The sequence below is a fragment of the Caldalkalibacillus mannanilyticus JCM 10596 genome, from assembly GCF_000615945.1.
In the GTDB taxonomy this organism is placed as follows: domain Bacteria; phylum Bacillota; class Bacilli; order Caldalkalibacillales; family JCM-10596; genus Bacillus_AT; species Bacillus_AT mannanilyticus.
On record NZ_BAMO01000009.1, the window covers coordinates 64,109 to 79,473 of the forward strand.

16 protein-coding genes are annotated in these 15,365 nt (G+C 41.2%); all 16 read left to right on the forward strand.

The features are described from left to right. Window positions 1–75: 75 nt before the first annotated feature. The 16 genes from fabF (at window position 76) to JCM10596_RS07355 (ending at window position 15,343) form a co-directional block, all read left to right on the forward strand. Window positions 76–1,326: a beta-ketoacyl-ACP synthase II gene (gene fabF / locus JCM10596_RS07280; RefSeq protein ID WP_025026544.1), complete on the forward strand. Its 1,251-nt coding sequence runs from the start codon at window positions 76–78 to the stop codon at window positions 1,324–1,326. 46 nt (window positions 1,327–1,372) lie between these two features. After that, window positions 1,373–2,074 carry a ribonuclease III gene (gene rnc / locus JCM10596_RS07285; protein ID WP_025026545.1) on the forward strand — a complete coding sequence of 234 codons (702 nt, stop codon included), beginning with the start codon at window positions 1,373–1,375 and terminating at the stop codon, window positions 2,072–2,074. A 1-nt stretch (window position 2,075) separates the two neighbouring features. Next, window positions 2,076–3,131, forward strand: a complete 1,056-nt coding sequence (locus JCM10596_RS24420) for an elongator complex protein 3 (protein WP_025026546.1) — start codon at window positions 2,076–2,078, stop codon at window positions 3,129–3,131. A gap of 187 nt (window positions 3,132–3,318) precedes the next feature. Continuing rightward, complete coding sequence (smc, locus tag JCM10596_RS07295) at window positions 3,319–6,888, forward strand: chromosome segregation protein SMC (RefSeq protein ID WP_025026547.1); 3,570 nt, start codon at window positions 3,319–3,321, stop codon at window positions 6,886–6,888. A gap of 21 nt (window positions 6,889–6,909) precedes the next feature. Then, a complete protein-coding gene (gene ftsY / locus JCM10596_RS07300; protein ID WP_025026548.1) occupies window positions 6,910–7,908 on the forward strand; it encodes a signal recognition particle-docking protein FtsY in 999 nt (332 codons plus the stop codon). Between the two features lie 124 nt (window positions 7,909–8,032). Continuing rightward, complete coding sequence (locus tag JCM10596_RS07305; protein ID WP_025026549.1) at window positions 8,033–8,368, forward strand: putative DNA-binding protein; 336 nt, start codon at window positions 8,033–8,035, stop codon at window positions 8,366–8,368. An 11-nt stretch (window positions 8,369–8,379) separates the two neighbouring features. Further along, window positions 8,380–9,723, forward strand: a complete 1,344-nt coding sequence (gene ffh, locus JCM10596_RS07310) for a signal recognition particle protein (RefSeq protein WP_025026550.1) — start codon at window positions 8,380–8,382, stop codon at window positions 9,721–9,723. 38 nt (window positions 9,724–9,761) lie between these two features. Then, window positions 9,762–10,031, forward strand: coding sequence for a 30S ribosomal protein S16 (rpsP, locus tag JCM10596_RS07315; protein ID WP_025026551.1), 270 nt, complete (start codon window positions 9,762–9,764; stop codon window positions 10,029–10,031). A 24-nt stretch (window positions 10,032–10,055) separates the two neighbouring features. After that, window positions 10,056–10,283 (forward strand): KH domain-containing protein, encoded by a 228-nt coding sequence (locus tag JCM10596_RS07320; RefSeq protein ID WP_025026552.1) that lies wholly within the window; start codon window positions 10,056–10,058, stop codon window positions 10,281–10,283. A gap of 71 nt (window positions 10,284–10,354) precedes the next feature. Further along, the gene (locus tag JCM10596_RS07325) at window positions 10,355–10,786 is read left to right on the forward strand and encodes a YlqD family protein (RefSeq protein ID WP_051541221.1); all 432 of its coding nucleotides are present in this window, start codon (window positions 10,355–10,357) and stop codon (window positions 10,784–10,786) included. Next, window positions 10,770–11,297 carry a ribosome maturation factor RimM gene (gene rimM, locus JCM10596_RS07330; RefSeq protein WP_025026554.1) on the forward strand — a complete coding sequence of 176 codons (528 nt, stop codon included), beginning with the start codon at window positions 10,770–10,772 and terminating at the stop codon, window positions 11,295–11,297. The genes JCM10596_RS07325 and rimM overlap by 17 nt, the downstream gene beginning before the upstream one ends. Continuing rightward, the gene (gene trmD, locus JCM10596_RS07335; protein WP_025026555.1) at window positions 11,294–12,043 is read left to right on the forward strand and encodes a tRNA (guanosine(37)-N1)-methyltransferase TrmD; all 750 of its coding nucleotides are present in this window, start codon (window positions 11,294–11,296) and stop codon (window positions 12,041–12,043) included. The genes rimM and trmD overlap by 4 nt, the downstream gene beginning before the upstream one ends. A gap of 134 nt (window positions 12,044–12,177) precedes the next feature. Further along, a complete protein-coding gene (gene rplS / locus JCM10596_RS07340; RefSeq protein WP_025026556.1) occupies window positions 12,178–12,522 on the forward strand; it encodes a 50S ribosomal protein L19 in 345 nt (114 codons plus the stop codon). A gap of 147 nt (window positions 12,523–12,669) precedes the next feature. Next, a complete protein-coding gene (gene lepB / locus JCM10596_RS07345; RefSeq protein ID WP_025026557.1) occupies window positions 12,670–13,239 on the forward strand; it encodes a signal peptidase I in 570 nt (189 codons plus the stop codon). 60 nt (window positions 13,240–13,299) lie between these two features. Further along, window positions 13,300–14,151 carry a ribosome biogenesis GTPase YlqF gene (ylqF, locus tag JCM10596_RS24425; RefSeq protein WP_034680796.1) on the forward strand — a complete coding sequence of 284 codons (852 nt, stop codon included), beginning with the start codon at window positions 13,300–13,302 and terminating at the stop codon, window positions 14,149–14,151. Between the two features lie 37 nt (window positions 14,152–14,188). Beyond that, on the forward strand, window positions 14,189–15,343 hold the full coding sequence (locus JCM10596_RS07355; protein ID WP_025026558.1) for an LL-diaminopimelate aminotransferase: 1,155 nt from the start codon (window positions 14,189–14,191) through the stop codon (window positions 15,341–15,343). Window positions 15,344–15,365 lie beyond the last annotated feature (22 nt).

The following is a 15,365-nucleotide window of genomic DNA, read 5'->3' on the forward strand; positions in this document are numbered from 1 at the left end:
GACTTTCATTTAAATTTAAGGACATTATTCAACAGTTTGAGATGATAACTGTTTATTATATAGAGGTGAGTAAAGATGGAAAAAAGAGTCGTAATAACCGGATGTGGAGTCATTACATCTTTAGGGCAAGATATTCCAACTTTTTGGGATAATATTGTTAAGGGGAACTCTGGTATCTCTAGAATTGAATCTTTTGATGTAAGTGAGTACCCTACAAAAATTGCAGCAGAGATTAAGGATTTTAATCCTGAGCAATACATGGATCGAAAAGATGTGAGAAGAGCGGATCGATTCGCACAATTTGGTGTAGCAGCGGCGAAGCGTGCCCTAGAGGACTCAAAGTTAGAAATTACAGAAGAAAATGCACATCGAATTGGAGTCTACGTAGGTTCTGGAATTGGAGGGCTACAAACTTGGGAAGAACAGCATTCCATCCTGCTTGAAAAGGGACCTAAACGTGTAAGCCCATTCTTTATTCCGATGATGATCGCCAATATGGCATCTGGTTTAGTATCCATTATGTCAGGAGCGAAGGGACCCAATAGTGCAGCGATTAGTGCCTGTGCTACGGGAACTCATGCGATTGGGGATGCCTTCCATATTATTAAGAGAGGGCAGGCAGATGCAATGATTGCTGGAGGAGCTGAAGCCTCGATTCGTCCAACAGGTCTAGCTGGCTTTAATGCGGCGAGAGCTATGAGTACTCACAATGAAGAGCCTGAAAAAGCAAGCCGACCTTTTGATGCCAAAAGAGATGGTTTTGTTATGGGTGAGGGTGCGGGTGTTGTGATCCTCGAATCACTAGATCATGCTCTTGCTAGAGGAGCGAACATTATTGCTGAAGTCATTGGTTATGGAATGAGTGGAGATGCTTATCATCTGACAAGTCCAGCTCCAGATGGTGAAGGGGCGACTCGATCCATGCAACAGGCGATGGCTGACGCGGGAATTGAACCAACAGATGTAGATTACATTAATGCCCATGGTACCTCTACTGAATATAATGATAAATTTGAAACAGCGGCCATTAAGTCGGCATTTGGTGAACATGCTTATAAATTAGCTGTAAGCTCTACTAAATCAATGACTGGCCATTTATTAGGTGCTGCTGGAGGAATTGAAACAGTGATTTCTGCTCTAGCGATTAGAGATCAAATTCTTCCACCAACCATCAATTATGAATTTCCTGATCCAGAATGTGATTTAGATTACGTTCCAAATGAAGCGAGAAAAGCCAAGGTGAAAGTAACACTGTCAAACTCCCTTGGGTTTGGAGGTCATAATGCAACCATCATCCTCAGAGAATATCAGAAAGAATCGGTTTAAATCAAATTCAAAAGCACGCAAATCAAGAGTAGGAAAAGGACCTAGGATGGCTGAATTTAAAAGTAAAGCAAAGGAATTTCAAGAAAAGTCAGGCATTCAATTTTCTAATCAAGCTCTATTTGTTCAAGCCTTTACCCACTCTTCTTATGTAAATGAACATCGTGGCCAGCCTTTTCGTGATAATGAAAGGCTGGAATTTCTAGGGGATGCTGTCTTAGAATTGACAGTGTCCCAGTACCTTTTTACTCACTATCCTAAAATGAGTGAAGGAGAAATGACGAAGCTGAGAGCAGCGATTGTTTGTGAACCTTCTCTAGTTAAATTTGCCGATCAGCTTGAATTTGGCAAGCTAATTCTGTTAGGAAAAGGGGAAGAAATGACTGGCGGAAGAGAGCGCCCAGCTCTTCTTGCCGATGTTTTCGAGGCATTTATTGGTGCTTTATATTTAGATCAAGGTTTAGATGCGGTATATCGCTTCTTATCGAGCTATGTTTTTCCAAAGGTAACTGAAGGGCAATTTTCCCAAGTAATTGACTATAAAAGTCAATTGCAAGAATTCATTCAGCATGATAATCTAGGGGAAATCTCCTATCAGATCATTCAAGAGAAGGGACCAGCTCATAACCGAGAGTTTGTTTCTGAAGTGTTTCTAAATGATCAATCTATGGGAGTAGGTACAGGAAAATCGAAGAAGGAAGCGGAACAGCGTGCAGCTGAAAAAGCGCTACACCAATTAGGAGCGATGTAACGTGGCTAAACATCAAAATATTGCCTTGTTTGTCCCTCACCAAGGCTGTCCACAAGACTGTGTCTTTTGTAATCAGGCAAGAATTACAGGACAAAAACGAGAAAATCAATTGAACGAAAATCAAGTACGCGAAACGATTGATTCTCAATTAAACACCATGTCAAAGGATGACCATGTGGAAATTGCCTATTTTGGAGGGAGCTTTACCGGTTTGCCTAGGAGCTATCAAACGATGCTTTTAGCTGTTGCAAAAGAATATATTGACCAAGGCAAAGTGCATGGGATTAGATTATCGACACGCCCTGACTATATTAATGAATCGATCTTACGTTACCTTGATTCGTATGGAGTAACCACAATTGAATTGGGGACCCAGTCAATGATTCAAGAAGTCTTGGATCGGACGAAGCGTGGGCATACTGTGGAGCATACCAAACAGGCGGCTACGCTCATTAAGGAGCACCCTTCTTTTCAGCTAGGGTTGCAGCTATTACCGGGGTTACCTGGTGATACGTTGGAGTACAGTGTTTACTCAGCAGTAGAGGTAGCAAAATTAAAGCCAGATTTTGTTCGTATCTATCCTACTTTAGTCATTAAAGGGACAGAGCTAGAATGGGATTATGCCTTAGGGCGTTATCAGCCTATGACGATGGATGAAGCCATAGAAAGAGTAGCCAAAATGTGGCTTGTCTTTATGCAGGCTAATGTTCCGGTCATTCGTATGGGGTTACAGCCTTCCGAAGATTTACGAGAAGAGGGAACGGTGATTGCTGGTCCTTTTCATCCCGCTTTTAGGCAGCTTGTTGAAGGCTATCTTTTTGAAGATCTTTTACAAGTGATTAAGGCTGAAGCTGTTCCTGAGATCATTCGTATTCATCCAGCAGATGAAACGGCGCTTAGAGGAAGGAAAGGAAGCCGATGGAAAGGCTTTATTAATCAGCTTACACAGTCAGTGATCCTTGAGTTGGATCGAAATGAACCCAGACAATGCGTAACCGTCATTTCAGCGGGGCGAAAGCAGACGTACCACATGAGCCAGCTCTTATCTACAAGCTAAAATCAATGAAGAGATCAACAGTACGTATGACATTTCATCCTTTTGTTAGACAGGAGAGAGATGTAAGTATGTACTGTTTTTTACTTTTTTGTAAGAAGAGAAGGGCAAAATAGATGTTTGGATGCTTGAAAGCTCTATGATAAAATAGAAGGGTTAATAGTTTGACAACTTTTGAGGGGGAAGCAGAATGTACCTCAAGCGAATTGAGTTATATGGATTTAAATCCTTTGCAGATCGAACAGAACTAGAATTTGTACCAGGTGTTACAGCCGTTGTGGGACCTAACGGGAGCGGAAAGAGCAATGTTTCTGACTCGATCCGTTGGGTTTTAGGAGAGCAGTCAGCCAAATCATTGCGTGGTGCGAAGATGGAGGATATCATATTCGCTGGAAGTGATACCAGAAAGGCTGTCAACTATGCTGAGGTTGGATTAACCTTAGATAATACAGATCGCTCTTTGGATATCGATTATTCTGAGGTTACTGTAACTAGAAGAGTCTATCGTTCTGGAGAGAGTGAATTCTTTATAAATAAGCAATCATGCCGCCTTAAGGATATTACAGAGATGTTCATGGATACAGGGTTAGGAAAAGAAGCATACTCGATCATTGGACAGGGACGTATTGAAGAAATTCTAAGTACAAAATCTGAGGATCGAAGAGGGATTTTTGAAGAAGCGGCTGGTGTGGTGAAATATAAATCAAGGAAACGAGAGGCAGAGCGTAAGCTAGATGAAACGGAAGGAAACCTAGTCAGAATTCAAGATATTATCTATGAAATCGAGGAGCAACTGGAGCCTCTTAAGGAGCAAGCAAAAAAAGCAATAAGATATAAAGAAGTGAAGAAAGAGTTAACCTCTAAGGAAATCGCTACTTATGTTTATCTAATTGAGAGCCTTCATAGCAAGTGGGAAGAAGCGACAGCCAAATTAAAGGAATACAAAGCAAAAGAGGAAGACCTTGCTTTTCAAGCAAATCAACATGATGCTCAACTGGAAAAAACAAAATGGTCTGTCAGTCAACTGGAACAGCAGTTGGACGATTGGCAGCAAAAGCTTCTTCTGTTGACGGAAGAAGGAGAGAAGCTTGAGGGTCAAAGAGAAGTCATTCGTGAGCGCAAACGGAATTTTTCGACCAATAAAAAAGAAATTATCGAAAAGATTCATACTCTTTCAACACGAAAAGAAGTCTCTGATAATGAATTAGAGCAAGCTTCTCACCGCTTAGAAAAGCTTCAAAATCAAGTAAAGGAATCCAAGAGTATTCTTCACAAGGAAGAGAATACATTACAGGAACTCGTTCAAAATGTGGATGAAAGGCTAGACCAATTAAAAGGAGACTACATTGACCTCTTAAACGAAAATGCCTCCATGAAAAATGAAATGCGCCACATTGAACAATCCTTACAGCAATATCAAACGAAGATCAGTCAACTTAATCAGGATCATGGCCGCTATGTTCTGGAGAGAACGGAGCTGCTAGGTCAAATCGAGGAAAAAGAAGCCGAGCTACAGCTTATTTCCACAAAAATAGAAGAAATGAGATCCGCTTTTGTTGAATTGAGCAAAAAGAAAAAGGACCATGTTTATCAAAGTGAACAACTGGAGGAAACCTATCGCCGCTATTTGAATCAGAGGGAAAAGTTAAAAGGACGTCAGCTCTTTTTACAGGAGATGAAGGAAGATTTCTCCGGCTTTTTCCATGGTGTAAAAGAAGTTCTGAAGGTGCGAGGTACACAATTGCATCAGATTGATGGTGCGATTGCGGAACTCATTCAAGTTCCCAAAGAGTACGAAGTTGCGATTGAGATTGCCTTAGGAGCTTCACTTCAGCATATCGTTGTAGAGAATGAAGAAGCAGCACGTCAAGCCATTGCTTTCTTAAAACAAAGAAAACTGGGAAGGGCGACTTTTTTACCTCGAAATGTGATGAAGCCCAGAGAGCTTCAGAGCTATGATCTTTCTGTTCTTAAAGAATCGGCTGGTTTTGTAGGAATGGCTCATGAGCTTATTTCCTATGAGGATGCTTTTAAAAACGTCATCAGCAATTTGTTGGGGCATGTTGTCATTACAACAGACTTAATCACTGCAAATAAGTTGGCTAAACAACTACAGCATCGCTACCGCTTTGTCACCTTAGAAGGAGATGTAGTCAATGCGGGTGGTTCGATGACGGGGGGAAGTGTGAAGCAAAACCAATCGAATCTTCTAGGAAGAGAGCGTGAAATTGAGCACCTTGCTGAAGAGCTAAAGAAGGCTGATCAAGCGATCGTTGAGCAACAAGACAAAATAAATGCAGAAAAGCAAGAGATTCGAAAAGTAGAACAAGCGTTAGAAGAATTATCACAGCATGGGGAAACGGAGAGAAATGCAGAGGGAGAAATGAAGGAACAATTGTCGAAGCTGTATTTCTCCAAAAATCGTTTAGACGAGAAGCTGATGATTTATGACCAGGAAATGTCCTCTTATCAAACAGAGCTACGTTTGGCGAAGGAAAAACAATCCACCGTAGAACAAAAGCTGAGAGATAAACAGGATCGAGTAGGGCAAATTGAACAAGAAATAAAAGACCTTGAAAACATGAAGAAAGAAAAGCAAGTCAACCGTGATGAAAAAGCAGATCAAATCACACAGCTAAAAATAGAATTAGCACGCGTGCTTCAAGAGCACGATGGAATGGTAGAGCATGTAGCGCGCCTTCAACAGACGAAGCAGGAGATTGATATAGAGCTACAGGAGTATCAGAGTCATCTTCTGCGCTTAGAAGGTGATTTAGGGCAGCAGGAAGATCAAGTGGATGAATTAGAGCTGACCATTCAGCGAAAGAAAGAGGAAAAAGAACAACTAACCGCAGAAATCGAGCGCCTGCGACAGCAGAGAAAAACAGAAACACATGAAGTAGAGCGCCTCGAAATTGTCTTGAAACAGGTTCGTAAGGATTTGCGGCAGGTAGAGGAATTGGCTCATCAAGAAGAGGTAAAGGCGAATCGCTTTGATGTGGAATTAGAACATTATCTGACACTGCTGAGAGAGGAATATGAACTTAGCTTTGAACTGGCGAAGGAGCGTTATCCTCTTGAAGCTGAGTATTCTATTGTCAAGCAAGAGGTGGACTCTTTAAAACGCCAGCTTCAAGCGCTTGGAACCGTTAATTTGGGAGCGATTGAGGAATACGAGCGGCTAGAAGAGCGTTATCAATTTCTGAAGGGACAGGAAGACGATTTAAATCTCGCGAAGGCAACGCTATACCAGGTCATTGCTGAAATGGATGAAGAGATGTCGAAGCGTTTTAAAGAAACATTTGATCAGGTGCGTACTCAATTTTCAGATGTTTTTCAGCAATTGTTTGGTGGAGGTAGAGCAGATCTTATCCTCTCTGACCCGGAGCATTTGCTCACAACAGGAATCGATATCGTAGCTCAGCCGCCTGGTAAAAAGCTACAGCATTTAGCTCTTTTATCCGGTGGAGAACGTGCTTTGACGGCGATGGCTCTATTATTTGCCATCCTCAGAGTGAAGCCTGTTCCATTCTGTGTATTAGATGAAGTGGAAGCGGCACTCGATGAAGCTAATGTAGCCAGGTATGCCCAATACCTAAGAGAGTTTTCCAATCAGACTCAATTCATTGTCATCACTCACCGGAAGGGCACGATGGAAGGGGCGGATGTTTTGTATGGAGTGACCATGCAAGAATCAGGAGTGTCTAAGCTTGTTTCCGTTAAGCTCGAAGATCGAGAAGAAAAAATAATCACTGCATAATGTGAAGGAGGAAAAAATACTGTGAATTTTTTTAAGAAGCTTAAAGAGAGTATTGCTACAAAAACAGAAGAAGTAACTCAGAAGTTTAAAGAAGGTCTAACCAAAACGAGAGATTCGTTTGCTGAAAAGGTAAACGACTTAGTGGCTCGTTATCGTAAAGTAGATGAAGAATTTTTTGAAGAGCTTGAAGAGCTACTGATCCAAGCGGATGTAGGTGTGAATACGGTGATGGAGCTAGTAGAAGAGCTGAGAATGGAAGCGAAACGACAAAAGATAGAGGAAAGTAACGAATTAAAGCCTCTCATCTCAGAAAAGCTAACGCAGCTTCTGCATAAGTCTGATGAGGATGCCCAGCTTCGTTTTGCCGAGCAAGGCTTGACTGTCATCATGTTTGTAGGTGTGAATGGTGTCGGGAAGACAACAACAATTGGGAAAATGGCACATATGTTTAAATCACAAGGCAAAAAGGTCTTACTCGCAGCAGGCGATACGTTCCGTGCAGGGGCGATTGAGCAGCTAGAGGTCTGGGGTGAAAGAACAGGAGTCGATGTGATTAAGCAACAGGCTGGCAGTGATCCTGCGGCAGTTATGTATGATGCCATTCAAGCAGCGAAATCAAGGCAAGTAGATATTTTACTTTGTGATACAGCGGGACGTCTACAAAACAAAGTGAACTTAATGGAAGAGTTAAGCAAGGTCTATCGAGTGATCCAACGAGAGATCCCTGAAGCACCTCATGAAACGTTGCTCGTGCTTGATGCCACAACGGGACAAAATGCCCTATCTCAAGCAAGAATTTTTGGGAAAGCGGCTGGCGTATCTGGACTTGTTCTAACGAAACTGGACGGTACAGCAAAGGGTGGAATTGTCATTGCTATTCGTAATGAACTAGATATTCCTGTGAAGTATGTAGGGCTAGGTGAGAAGATGGACGATTTACAGCCATTTGATCCAGATCAGTTCGTTCATGCCTTATTTGCTGGAATTATTGAAGAACAAGTGGAGAAAGAAGAGGTCTAGGGAAAAAGGGTCTCTGACAAGAAAAAAACTTGACAGTTATTATTTTCTCATGTATGATCTATTTTGTGTAAAGGTTATGACCTTGTCAGATGCAGTGTATGGTTTTGAAGGGGAGATGATACTCATGCTTGAGAAAACAACCCATATGAATCTACTCTATGATTTTTATCAAAACCTACTTACAGAGAGACAGCGAAAATATATGGAGTATTATTACCATGATGACCTTTCTCTGAGTGAAATAGCAGAACAATTTCAGGTAAGTAGACAGGCTGTATTTGAAAATTTAAAGCGTGCAGAACAACTCTTGGAGCAATATGAATCTCATCTACAGCTCTTAGCCAAGCATGACCAGAGAGCCAGAATTATCGATGAGTTAGATGAACTCCTGCATGAGAGTTCTGAAATAAAAGTAGATCAGGTAAGAAATTTAGTGACTGCATTGAAAAATGTAGATTAGGGGGCGGCATTATGGCATTTGAAGGATTGGCCGACCGACTGCAAGAAACGCTTAAAAAAATCCGCGGAAAAGGAAAAGTAAATGAGGCGGATGTCAAGGAAATGATGCGCGAGGTTCGAATCGCCCTTTTAGAAGCGGATGTAAACTTCAAAGTCGTAAAGGAGTTTATCAATAACGTTAAGGAAAGAGCGATTGGACAGGAGGTTTTAAAGAGCCTCACTCCAGGTCAGCAGGTAGTAAAAGTTGTTAATGAGGAATTAACAGCCTTAATGGGGGGCGAGCAGAGTAAGATTGCTGTTGCCAACAGACCCCCAACCGTCGTCATGATGGTCGGCTTGCAAGGAGCAGGGAAAACCACGACAACAGGAAAGCTAGCGAAGCATTTGCAGAAGCAGAATCGCAAACCTTTATTGGTTGCAGGAGATATTTATCGCCCAGCAGCGATTAAGCAATTGCAGGTTCTAGGTGAGCAGATCAAAGCACCTGTTTTCAGTCTAGGGGACCAAGTCAGCCCTGTGGAGATTGCGAAGCAAGCCATTGCTAAGGCAAAAGAAGAGCATTGTGATTACGTACTAATTGATACAGCAGGGCGTTTGCATATCGATGAAGCTTTGATGGATGAATTGAATAACATCAAAACAGAGGTTAAGCCTGATGAAATCTTGCTTGTGGTTGATGCGATGACGGGTCAGGATGCGGTCAACGTTGCGGAGAGCTTCAATGAACAGCTAGAGCTAACGGGAGTTGTCCTAACGAAGCTTGATGGTGACACACGTGGTGGAGCCGCGCTATCTGTAAAATCAATTACAGGCAAACCTATAAAATTTGTAGGTATGGGAGAGAAGCTAGATTCTCTAGAACCTTTCTATCCTGATCGAATGGCTTCTCGTATTTTAGGCATGGGAGATGTCCTCACCCTGATTGAAAAAGCACAAAGTGCAGTTGATCAGGAGAAAGCGGCAGAGCTAGAAAGAAAGATTCGAAAAATGGAATTTACCTTTGACGACTTTCTAGAGCAATTGTCGCAGGTTCGAAACATGGGACCTTTGGATGAAATCTTAAACATGATGCCAGGTGCGGGGAAAGTGAAGGGGCTAAAGGATCTCAAGGTGGATGAGAAAGCGATTGGGAAGGTTGAAGCCATCGTTCGATCCATGACAAGAGAAGAAAAGCAGAATCCCGAAATGATTAATGCAAGCCGCAGAAAGCGTATTGCCGTGGGAAGTGGTACATCTGTTCAAGATGTAAACCGATTGTTAAAACAATTTGAGGACATGAAAAAGATGATGAAACAAATGACTCAAATGACATCGAAAAAGAAGAAAAAAGGATTTAAGTTTCCGTTTTTCTCTTAAATAAAAATAACTTATATAATTTCTAGGAGGAATTAATTATGGCAGTAAAAATTCGTTTAAAGCGTATGGGAGCACACAAAGCACCATTCTATCGTTTAGTAGTAGCAGATTCTCGTTCACCTCGTGATGGACGTTTCATTGAAGAGATTGGAACATACAATCCTATTACACAACCAGCAGCAGTAAACATCAACGAAGAAAAAGCATTAAAATGGTTACAAACAGGAGCTAAACCTTCTGATACCGTTCGTAACTTGTTCAGCCAAGCTGGAATTTTAGCTAAATTCCATGAATCAAAACAAAAATAATATGTTCTGATTGGAGGCCAATCAATGAAAGATTTAATTGAAACCATTGCAAAGGCTCTCGTAGATCAACCTGAAGAAGTTCGAATCACCAAAAAAGAAGATGACCGCAGTATTGTTTATGAACTATCTGTACATCCTAATGATACGGGGAAGGTCATCGGCAAGCAAGGACGAGTGGCAAAAGCTCTTCGTTCTGTCGTGCAAGCAGTTGCTAGTAAGGAAAGTAAACGAGTTTATATCGAGATTGTATAATTTGAAAGGACGGAGAATTGACTTCGTCCTTTTTAAACATATCTGTATCAAAAAGAACAGGGGCGATCGTGATGAAAATTAAAAGACCCGTTCAAGTCAAAGTAATACTTACCGAAACCTCTAAAAATGACCTTTCCTTAGAATATCAAGAAAGATTATCTCAGTTGAATTTGGAATTAGAGCAGCTGCGCTTTCAATCCAAAAAAATGATTCATGATGCAAGTAAAAAGAGCCCAGACCTTCAAAGGCTCACCTTAGAAAAATTAAGACAAGAAGAAAAAAGAAAAAATGAGCAGATCGAAAACCTACAATTTCAAATTGAACAGATCGATCTATTGCCCATTGGAACTGAAATCCTACATAGTACCATTGAAAGTGAAGTGGAAATTAAAGTTGGAGATGTTTGGGAAGATCTCATGAAGAGCAGTGAAATTATTATTCGTGATGGGATTGTTCATGAGATAAGAGAAGGCAGGGAAGAAAAAGATGACGAAGTATTATAAGGTAGGGAAAATCGTGAATACGCACGGAGTAAGAGGAGAAGTCAGAGTTATTACGAGCTCAGACTTTTCGGCAGAGCGTTATGCTGTAGGCAATAAACTGTACTACTTCATGGATGACACATCAGTACCTGTGCCATTAATCGTGCAGAGCCATCGTGCCCATAAAAATTTTGATTTACTGACATTTGAAAATCATCCTAATATTAATGATGTGGAAAAATACAAGGGCGGTTTTCTTAAGGTACATACGGATGATCGAGGATCATTAGAGGATCAAAATGGAGAGTATTATTACGATGATATTATTGGCTGTGAAGTGTTCACTGAAGAAGGTGAGAAGCTTGGGAAAGTCAAAGAAATTCTTTCTCCAGGTGCCAATGATGTTTGGGTTATTCAAAGGATTGGAAAAGGAAAAGATATCTTAATTCCTTACATAGACGAGGTAGTGAAGGAAGTTTTGGTGAGTGAAAAAAGGATTACCATTCATGTACTTGAAGGTTTGATGGAATGAACAAATTACAAATCGATGTATTAACCTTATTTCCAGAGATGTTTGAGGGAGTATTTGGTTCCAGTATTTTAGCAAAAGCGGCTCAGAAAGAAATTGTTCGTTTTGGTCTAATTAACTTTCGTCAATATGCGACGAACAAACATCAGCAGGTAGATGATTATCCTTATGGCGGAGGAGGGGGAATGGTACTTAAACCTGAACCTGTTTTTTCGGCTATCGAGGCATTGAATCTCAATGAGCAACAAAAAACGAGGGTTATTCTGATGTGTCCACAAGGGGAGAGATATGATCAAAAAAAGGCAGAAGAGCTGGCTCAAGAGGATCATCTCGTGTTTATTTGTGGTCATTATGAAGGGTATGATGAACGAATACGACAGCACTTAGTAACCGATGAAATATCCATTGGAGATTTTGTTCTTACAGGAGGAGAGCTTGCAGCCATGGTCATTATTGACAGCGTGGTCAGACTCCGTGAAGGAACTCTTGGTAATGAAACCTCAGCTGTGACAGATTCATTTAGTACAGGGTTACTAGAATACCCACATTACACTCGCCCAGCCGAATATAAAGGGATGAAAGTACCAGATGTTTTGCTCTCAGGTCATCATCAACACATCGAGGAGTGGAGAGCAAAAGAAGCTCTCTGGAGAACCTGGAACCGTCGTCCAGACCTGCTACAGTCTTATCAGCTAAGTAAGAAGGAAGAAGCTTGGTTAAAAGAATGGCAGGAAAATAAGGATAAATAGCATAGAAATTCTTGAAGTATTGTTTAATATATGGTATTATATTGCTTGTGGCAATTTTGCACGTATCTAAGGCGGTCCGCTACTAATGAATCGAATTAGGAATGAACGTCTGTTGTGGAAGGAGGGACATATCGATGAACAACATTATTCGCGAACTTGAAAAGGAACAGTTGAAAAGCGATATCCCTGCATTTCGTACTGGTGATACTTTACGTGTACACGTAAAAGTTATCGAGGGCCAACGCGAGCGTATTCAGGTCTTTGAAGGCGTAGTTATTCGCCGTCGTGGAACTGGAGTTAGTGAAACATTTATCGTACGTAAAATTTCCAACGGTGTTGGTGTAGAGCGTACATTCCCGCTTCACTCTCCAAAGATCGACAAGATTGAAGTTATGCGTCGTGGTAAAGTACGTCGAGCTAGAATTTTCTATCTGCGTAAATTACGTGGTAAAGCAGCTCGTATTAAAGAAATTCGATAAGAAGCAGAAACAAAGGAGCTTGGTAGTAGACAAGCTCCTTTTTTCAAACAAAAAAGAAACCATTTTCGCTCATTTTTTCACTCATATCTAGAAATGATTGTTGTATAATATGGAATAGTATAGGAAGTGCAAAAGGGGATGACAAGGATGGACCAGTCCTATCAGGATGATGATCTAGTCAGAGAAGAGGAAAGTAATAAAACAAATGAAACATGGGAATGGATCAAGGCTTTAGCGATTGCCGTCATCATTGCCGTAGGAATCCGTTATCTCTTATTTTCACCCATTGTTGTTGACGGGGAATCAATGATGCCCACTCTACAAGATCGAGAGCGTATGATTGTCAACAAAATTGTATACTTTATAGGTGAGCCGGAAAGAGGAGATATCATTGTCTTTCATGCTACTCAGAGCAAAGATTGGATCAAAAGAGTGATTGGTTTACCCGGTGATAAGATTGAGATGAAAAATGATGTTTTATACATAAATGACGAAGTGGTTGACGAACCGTATCTAGTGTCTTCCAAGGAAAGTGTTTCAGGAGTATTAACGGATGATTTTTCTGAAGTGGTTCCTGAAGGACACTTGTATGTTTTGGGAGATAATCGACGAAACAGTCGTGATAGCAGATGGATAGGCTCCATCCCAATTGAAGATGTTGTAGGTCGTGCTGATGTTGTTTTTTGGCCGATTCAAAATATACGAATTGTGAAATAAAAAAGATAATAATAAGGTTAAAAGCACACAATCAAGTGTAAGTGCAAAGAAGGAGGCATTATGACAATTCAATGGTTCCCTGGTCATATGGCCAAAGCAAGAAGACAAGTAACAGAAAAACTAAAGCTAATTGATGTCGTCATTGAATTATTAGATGCAAGACTCCCTCTTTCTTCTAGTAATCCCATGATAGAAGAGATTATTTCAAGTAAGCCTCGGCTGATCTTATTGAACAAAGCAGATTTGGCAGACCCTCAGAAAACCAAGCAATGGATTGAATACTACAAGGAAAAGGGTCTTAAAGCCCTTGCGATTGATGCCCAAAGCGGCAAAGGCGTGTCGCAAATATCGAAAGAGAGCAAGGAGCTTGTCAAAGACATGCTAGAAAAAAGAGCAAGTAAAGGAATGCGTCCAAGAGCGATACGTGCCTTGATTGTCGGTATACCCAATGTGGGTAAATCATCATTGATCAATCGTTTGGCGAAGAAAAATATTGCTCAGACAGGAGATCGTCCTGGGGTAACGAAAGCTCAACAATGGATTAAGGTAGGAAATGATATGGAACTCCTTGATACACCAGGGATTCTCTGGCCTAAATTTGAAGACCAAATAGTTGGCTTTCGCTTAGCAGCAAGTGGAGCCATCAAGGATGAGATTCTTGATTTTCAAGAGGTTGCTGTGTTTACTGCCGCTTTTTTAAAAGAGCACTACCCTTCTAGATTAACGGAAAGATATGGGATCGAGCCTGTTCCCGACGATAATATAGAATTACTAGAAGCTATTGGACGGAGAAGAGGCTGTCTAGTCAGTGGAGGATTTATTGATTTTGATAAAGTGAGCGAGTTGATTCTTAGAGAATTGCGATCTGGGAAGCTAGGTCCAATTACGCTTGAGGAGCCAACAGACACATAGGAAGTTGTAGAATGACAAGGGGAGTCGGGGAAGAAATATGATTCAGCCTTCACAACGTTTACATCGTTTAACGACGAGCGTCTTTAGTCAATTGGCGACCAAAAAAGCCGAATATTTACGCCAAGGGAAAGCACTGATTGATTTAAGTATCGGGAGTCCAGATCAGTCTCCGCCCCAATTTATCAGGGAGAGTCTATCGCTCGAAGTGCAAAAAGAGGATCAATATGGTTACTCTATAACGGCTACAGAAGAGTTTAAGCAAGCAGTAGCTGTCTATTATCAGAGAAGGTTTGGTGTGCAACTAAAAAGCAGTCAGGTTCTTCAATTAATGGGCTCTCAGGATGGATTGGCTCACCTTGCTTTATCTTATCTTGATCCAGGGGATGTCGTGATTGTACCTAACCCAGGCTACCCTATATACTCAGCGAGTGTCCATATTGCTGGGGCAGAGCTATATGAAGTACCTTTAAGAGAAGCAAATGATTATAAACCAGATCTAAGTAAGATCCCAGCAGAAATCTGTAGAAGAGCCAAACTGATGATCCTTAATTACCCAGGAAATCCTATTTCTAGTTTGGTGGATGCTTCATTTTTTGCTCAGGTCATTGCCTTTGCTAAGGCAAACCAAATTTTGCTTATCCATGATTTTGCATATGCTGAGTTGATTTTTGATGGACACACTCCTCTAAGCATCATGTCTTTACCTGGAGCTGAAGAGGTAGCTATTGAGTTTAATTCTTTATCGAAGAGCTTTAATATGGCAGGCTGTCGGATTGGATATATTGTGGGAAAAGAGGAGTACCTTGAACCTCTGGCTCTGTTGAAATCGCATATTGATTATGGTGTTTTTTTACCGATACAAAAAGCGGCTACTCTTGCTTTGACAAGTGATTACCACTTTTTAACGGAGCATACTAAGGTTTATCAGCAACGCCGAGATGCGTTTCTAGACGTGAGTGAGAAGCTGGGATGGAAAGTCAGGAAACCAGATGGAGGCATGTTTATATGGGCTAGGATTCCAGAGCGCTGGTCGTCTTCACTTGACTTTACCTTAGCAGCTCTGGAGCAAGGGGTGATTGTGACTCCAGGTCATGCTTTTGGTTCTGAAGGAGAAGGGTACGTACGCATTGCCTTGGTTCAGGACGTAGAAACACTGAGAGAAGCGGCACATCGATTAGAACGACTCTTTTAAAAAAGGTTCTCCATCATAATAA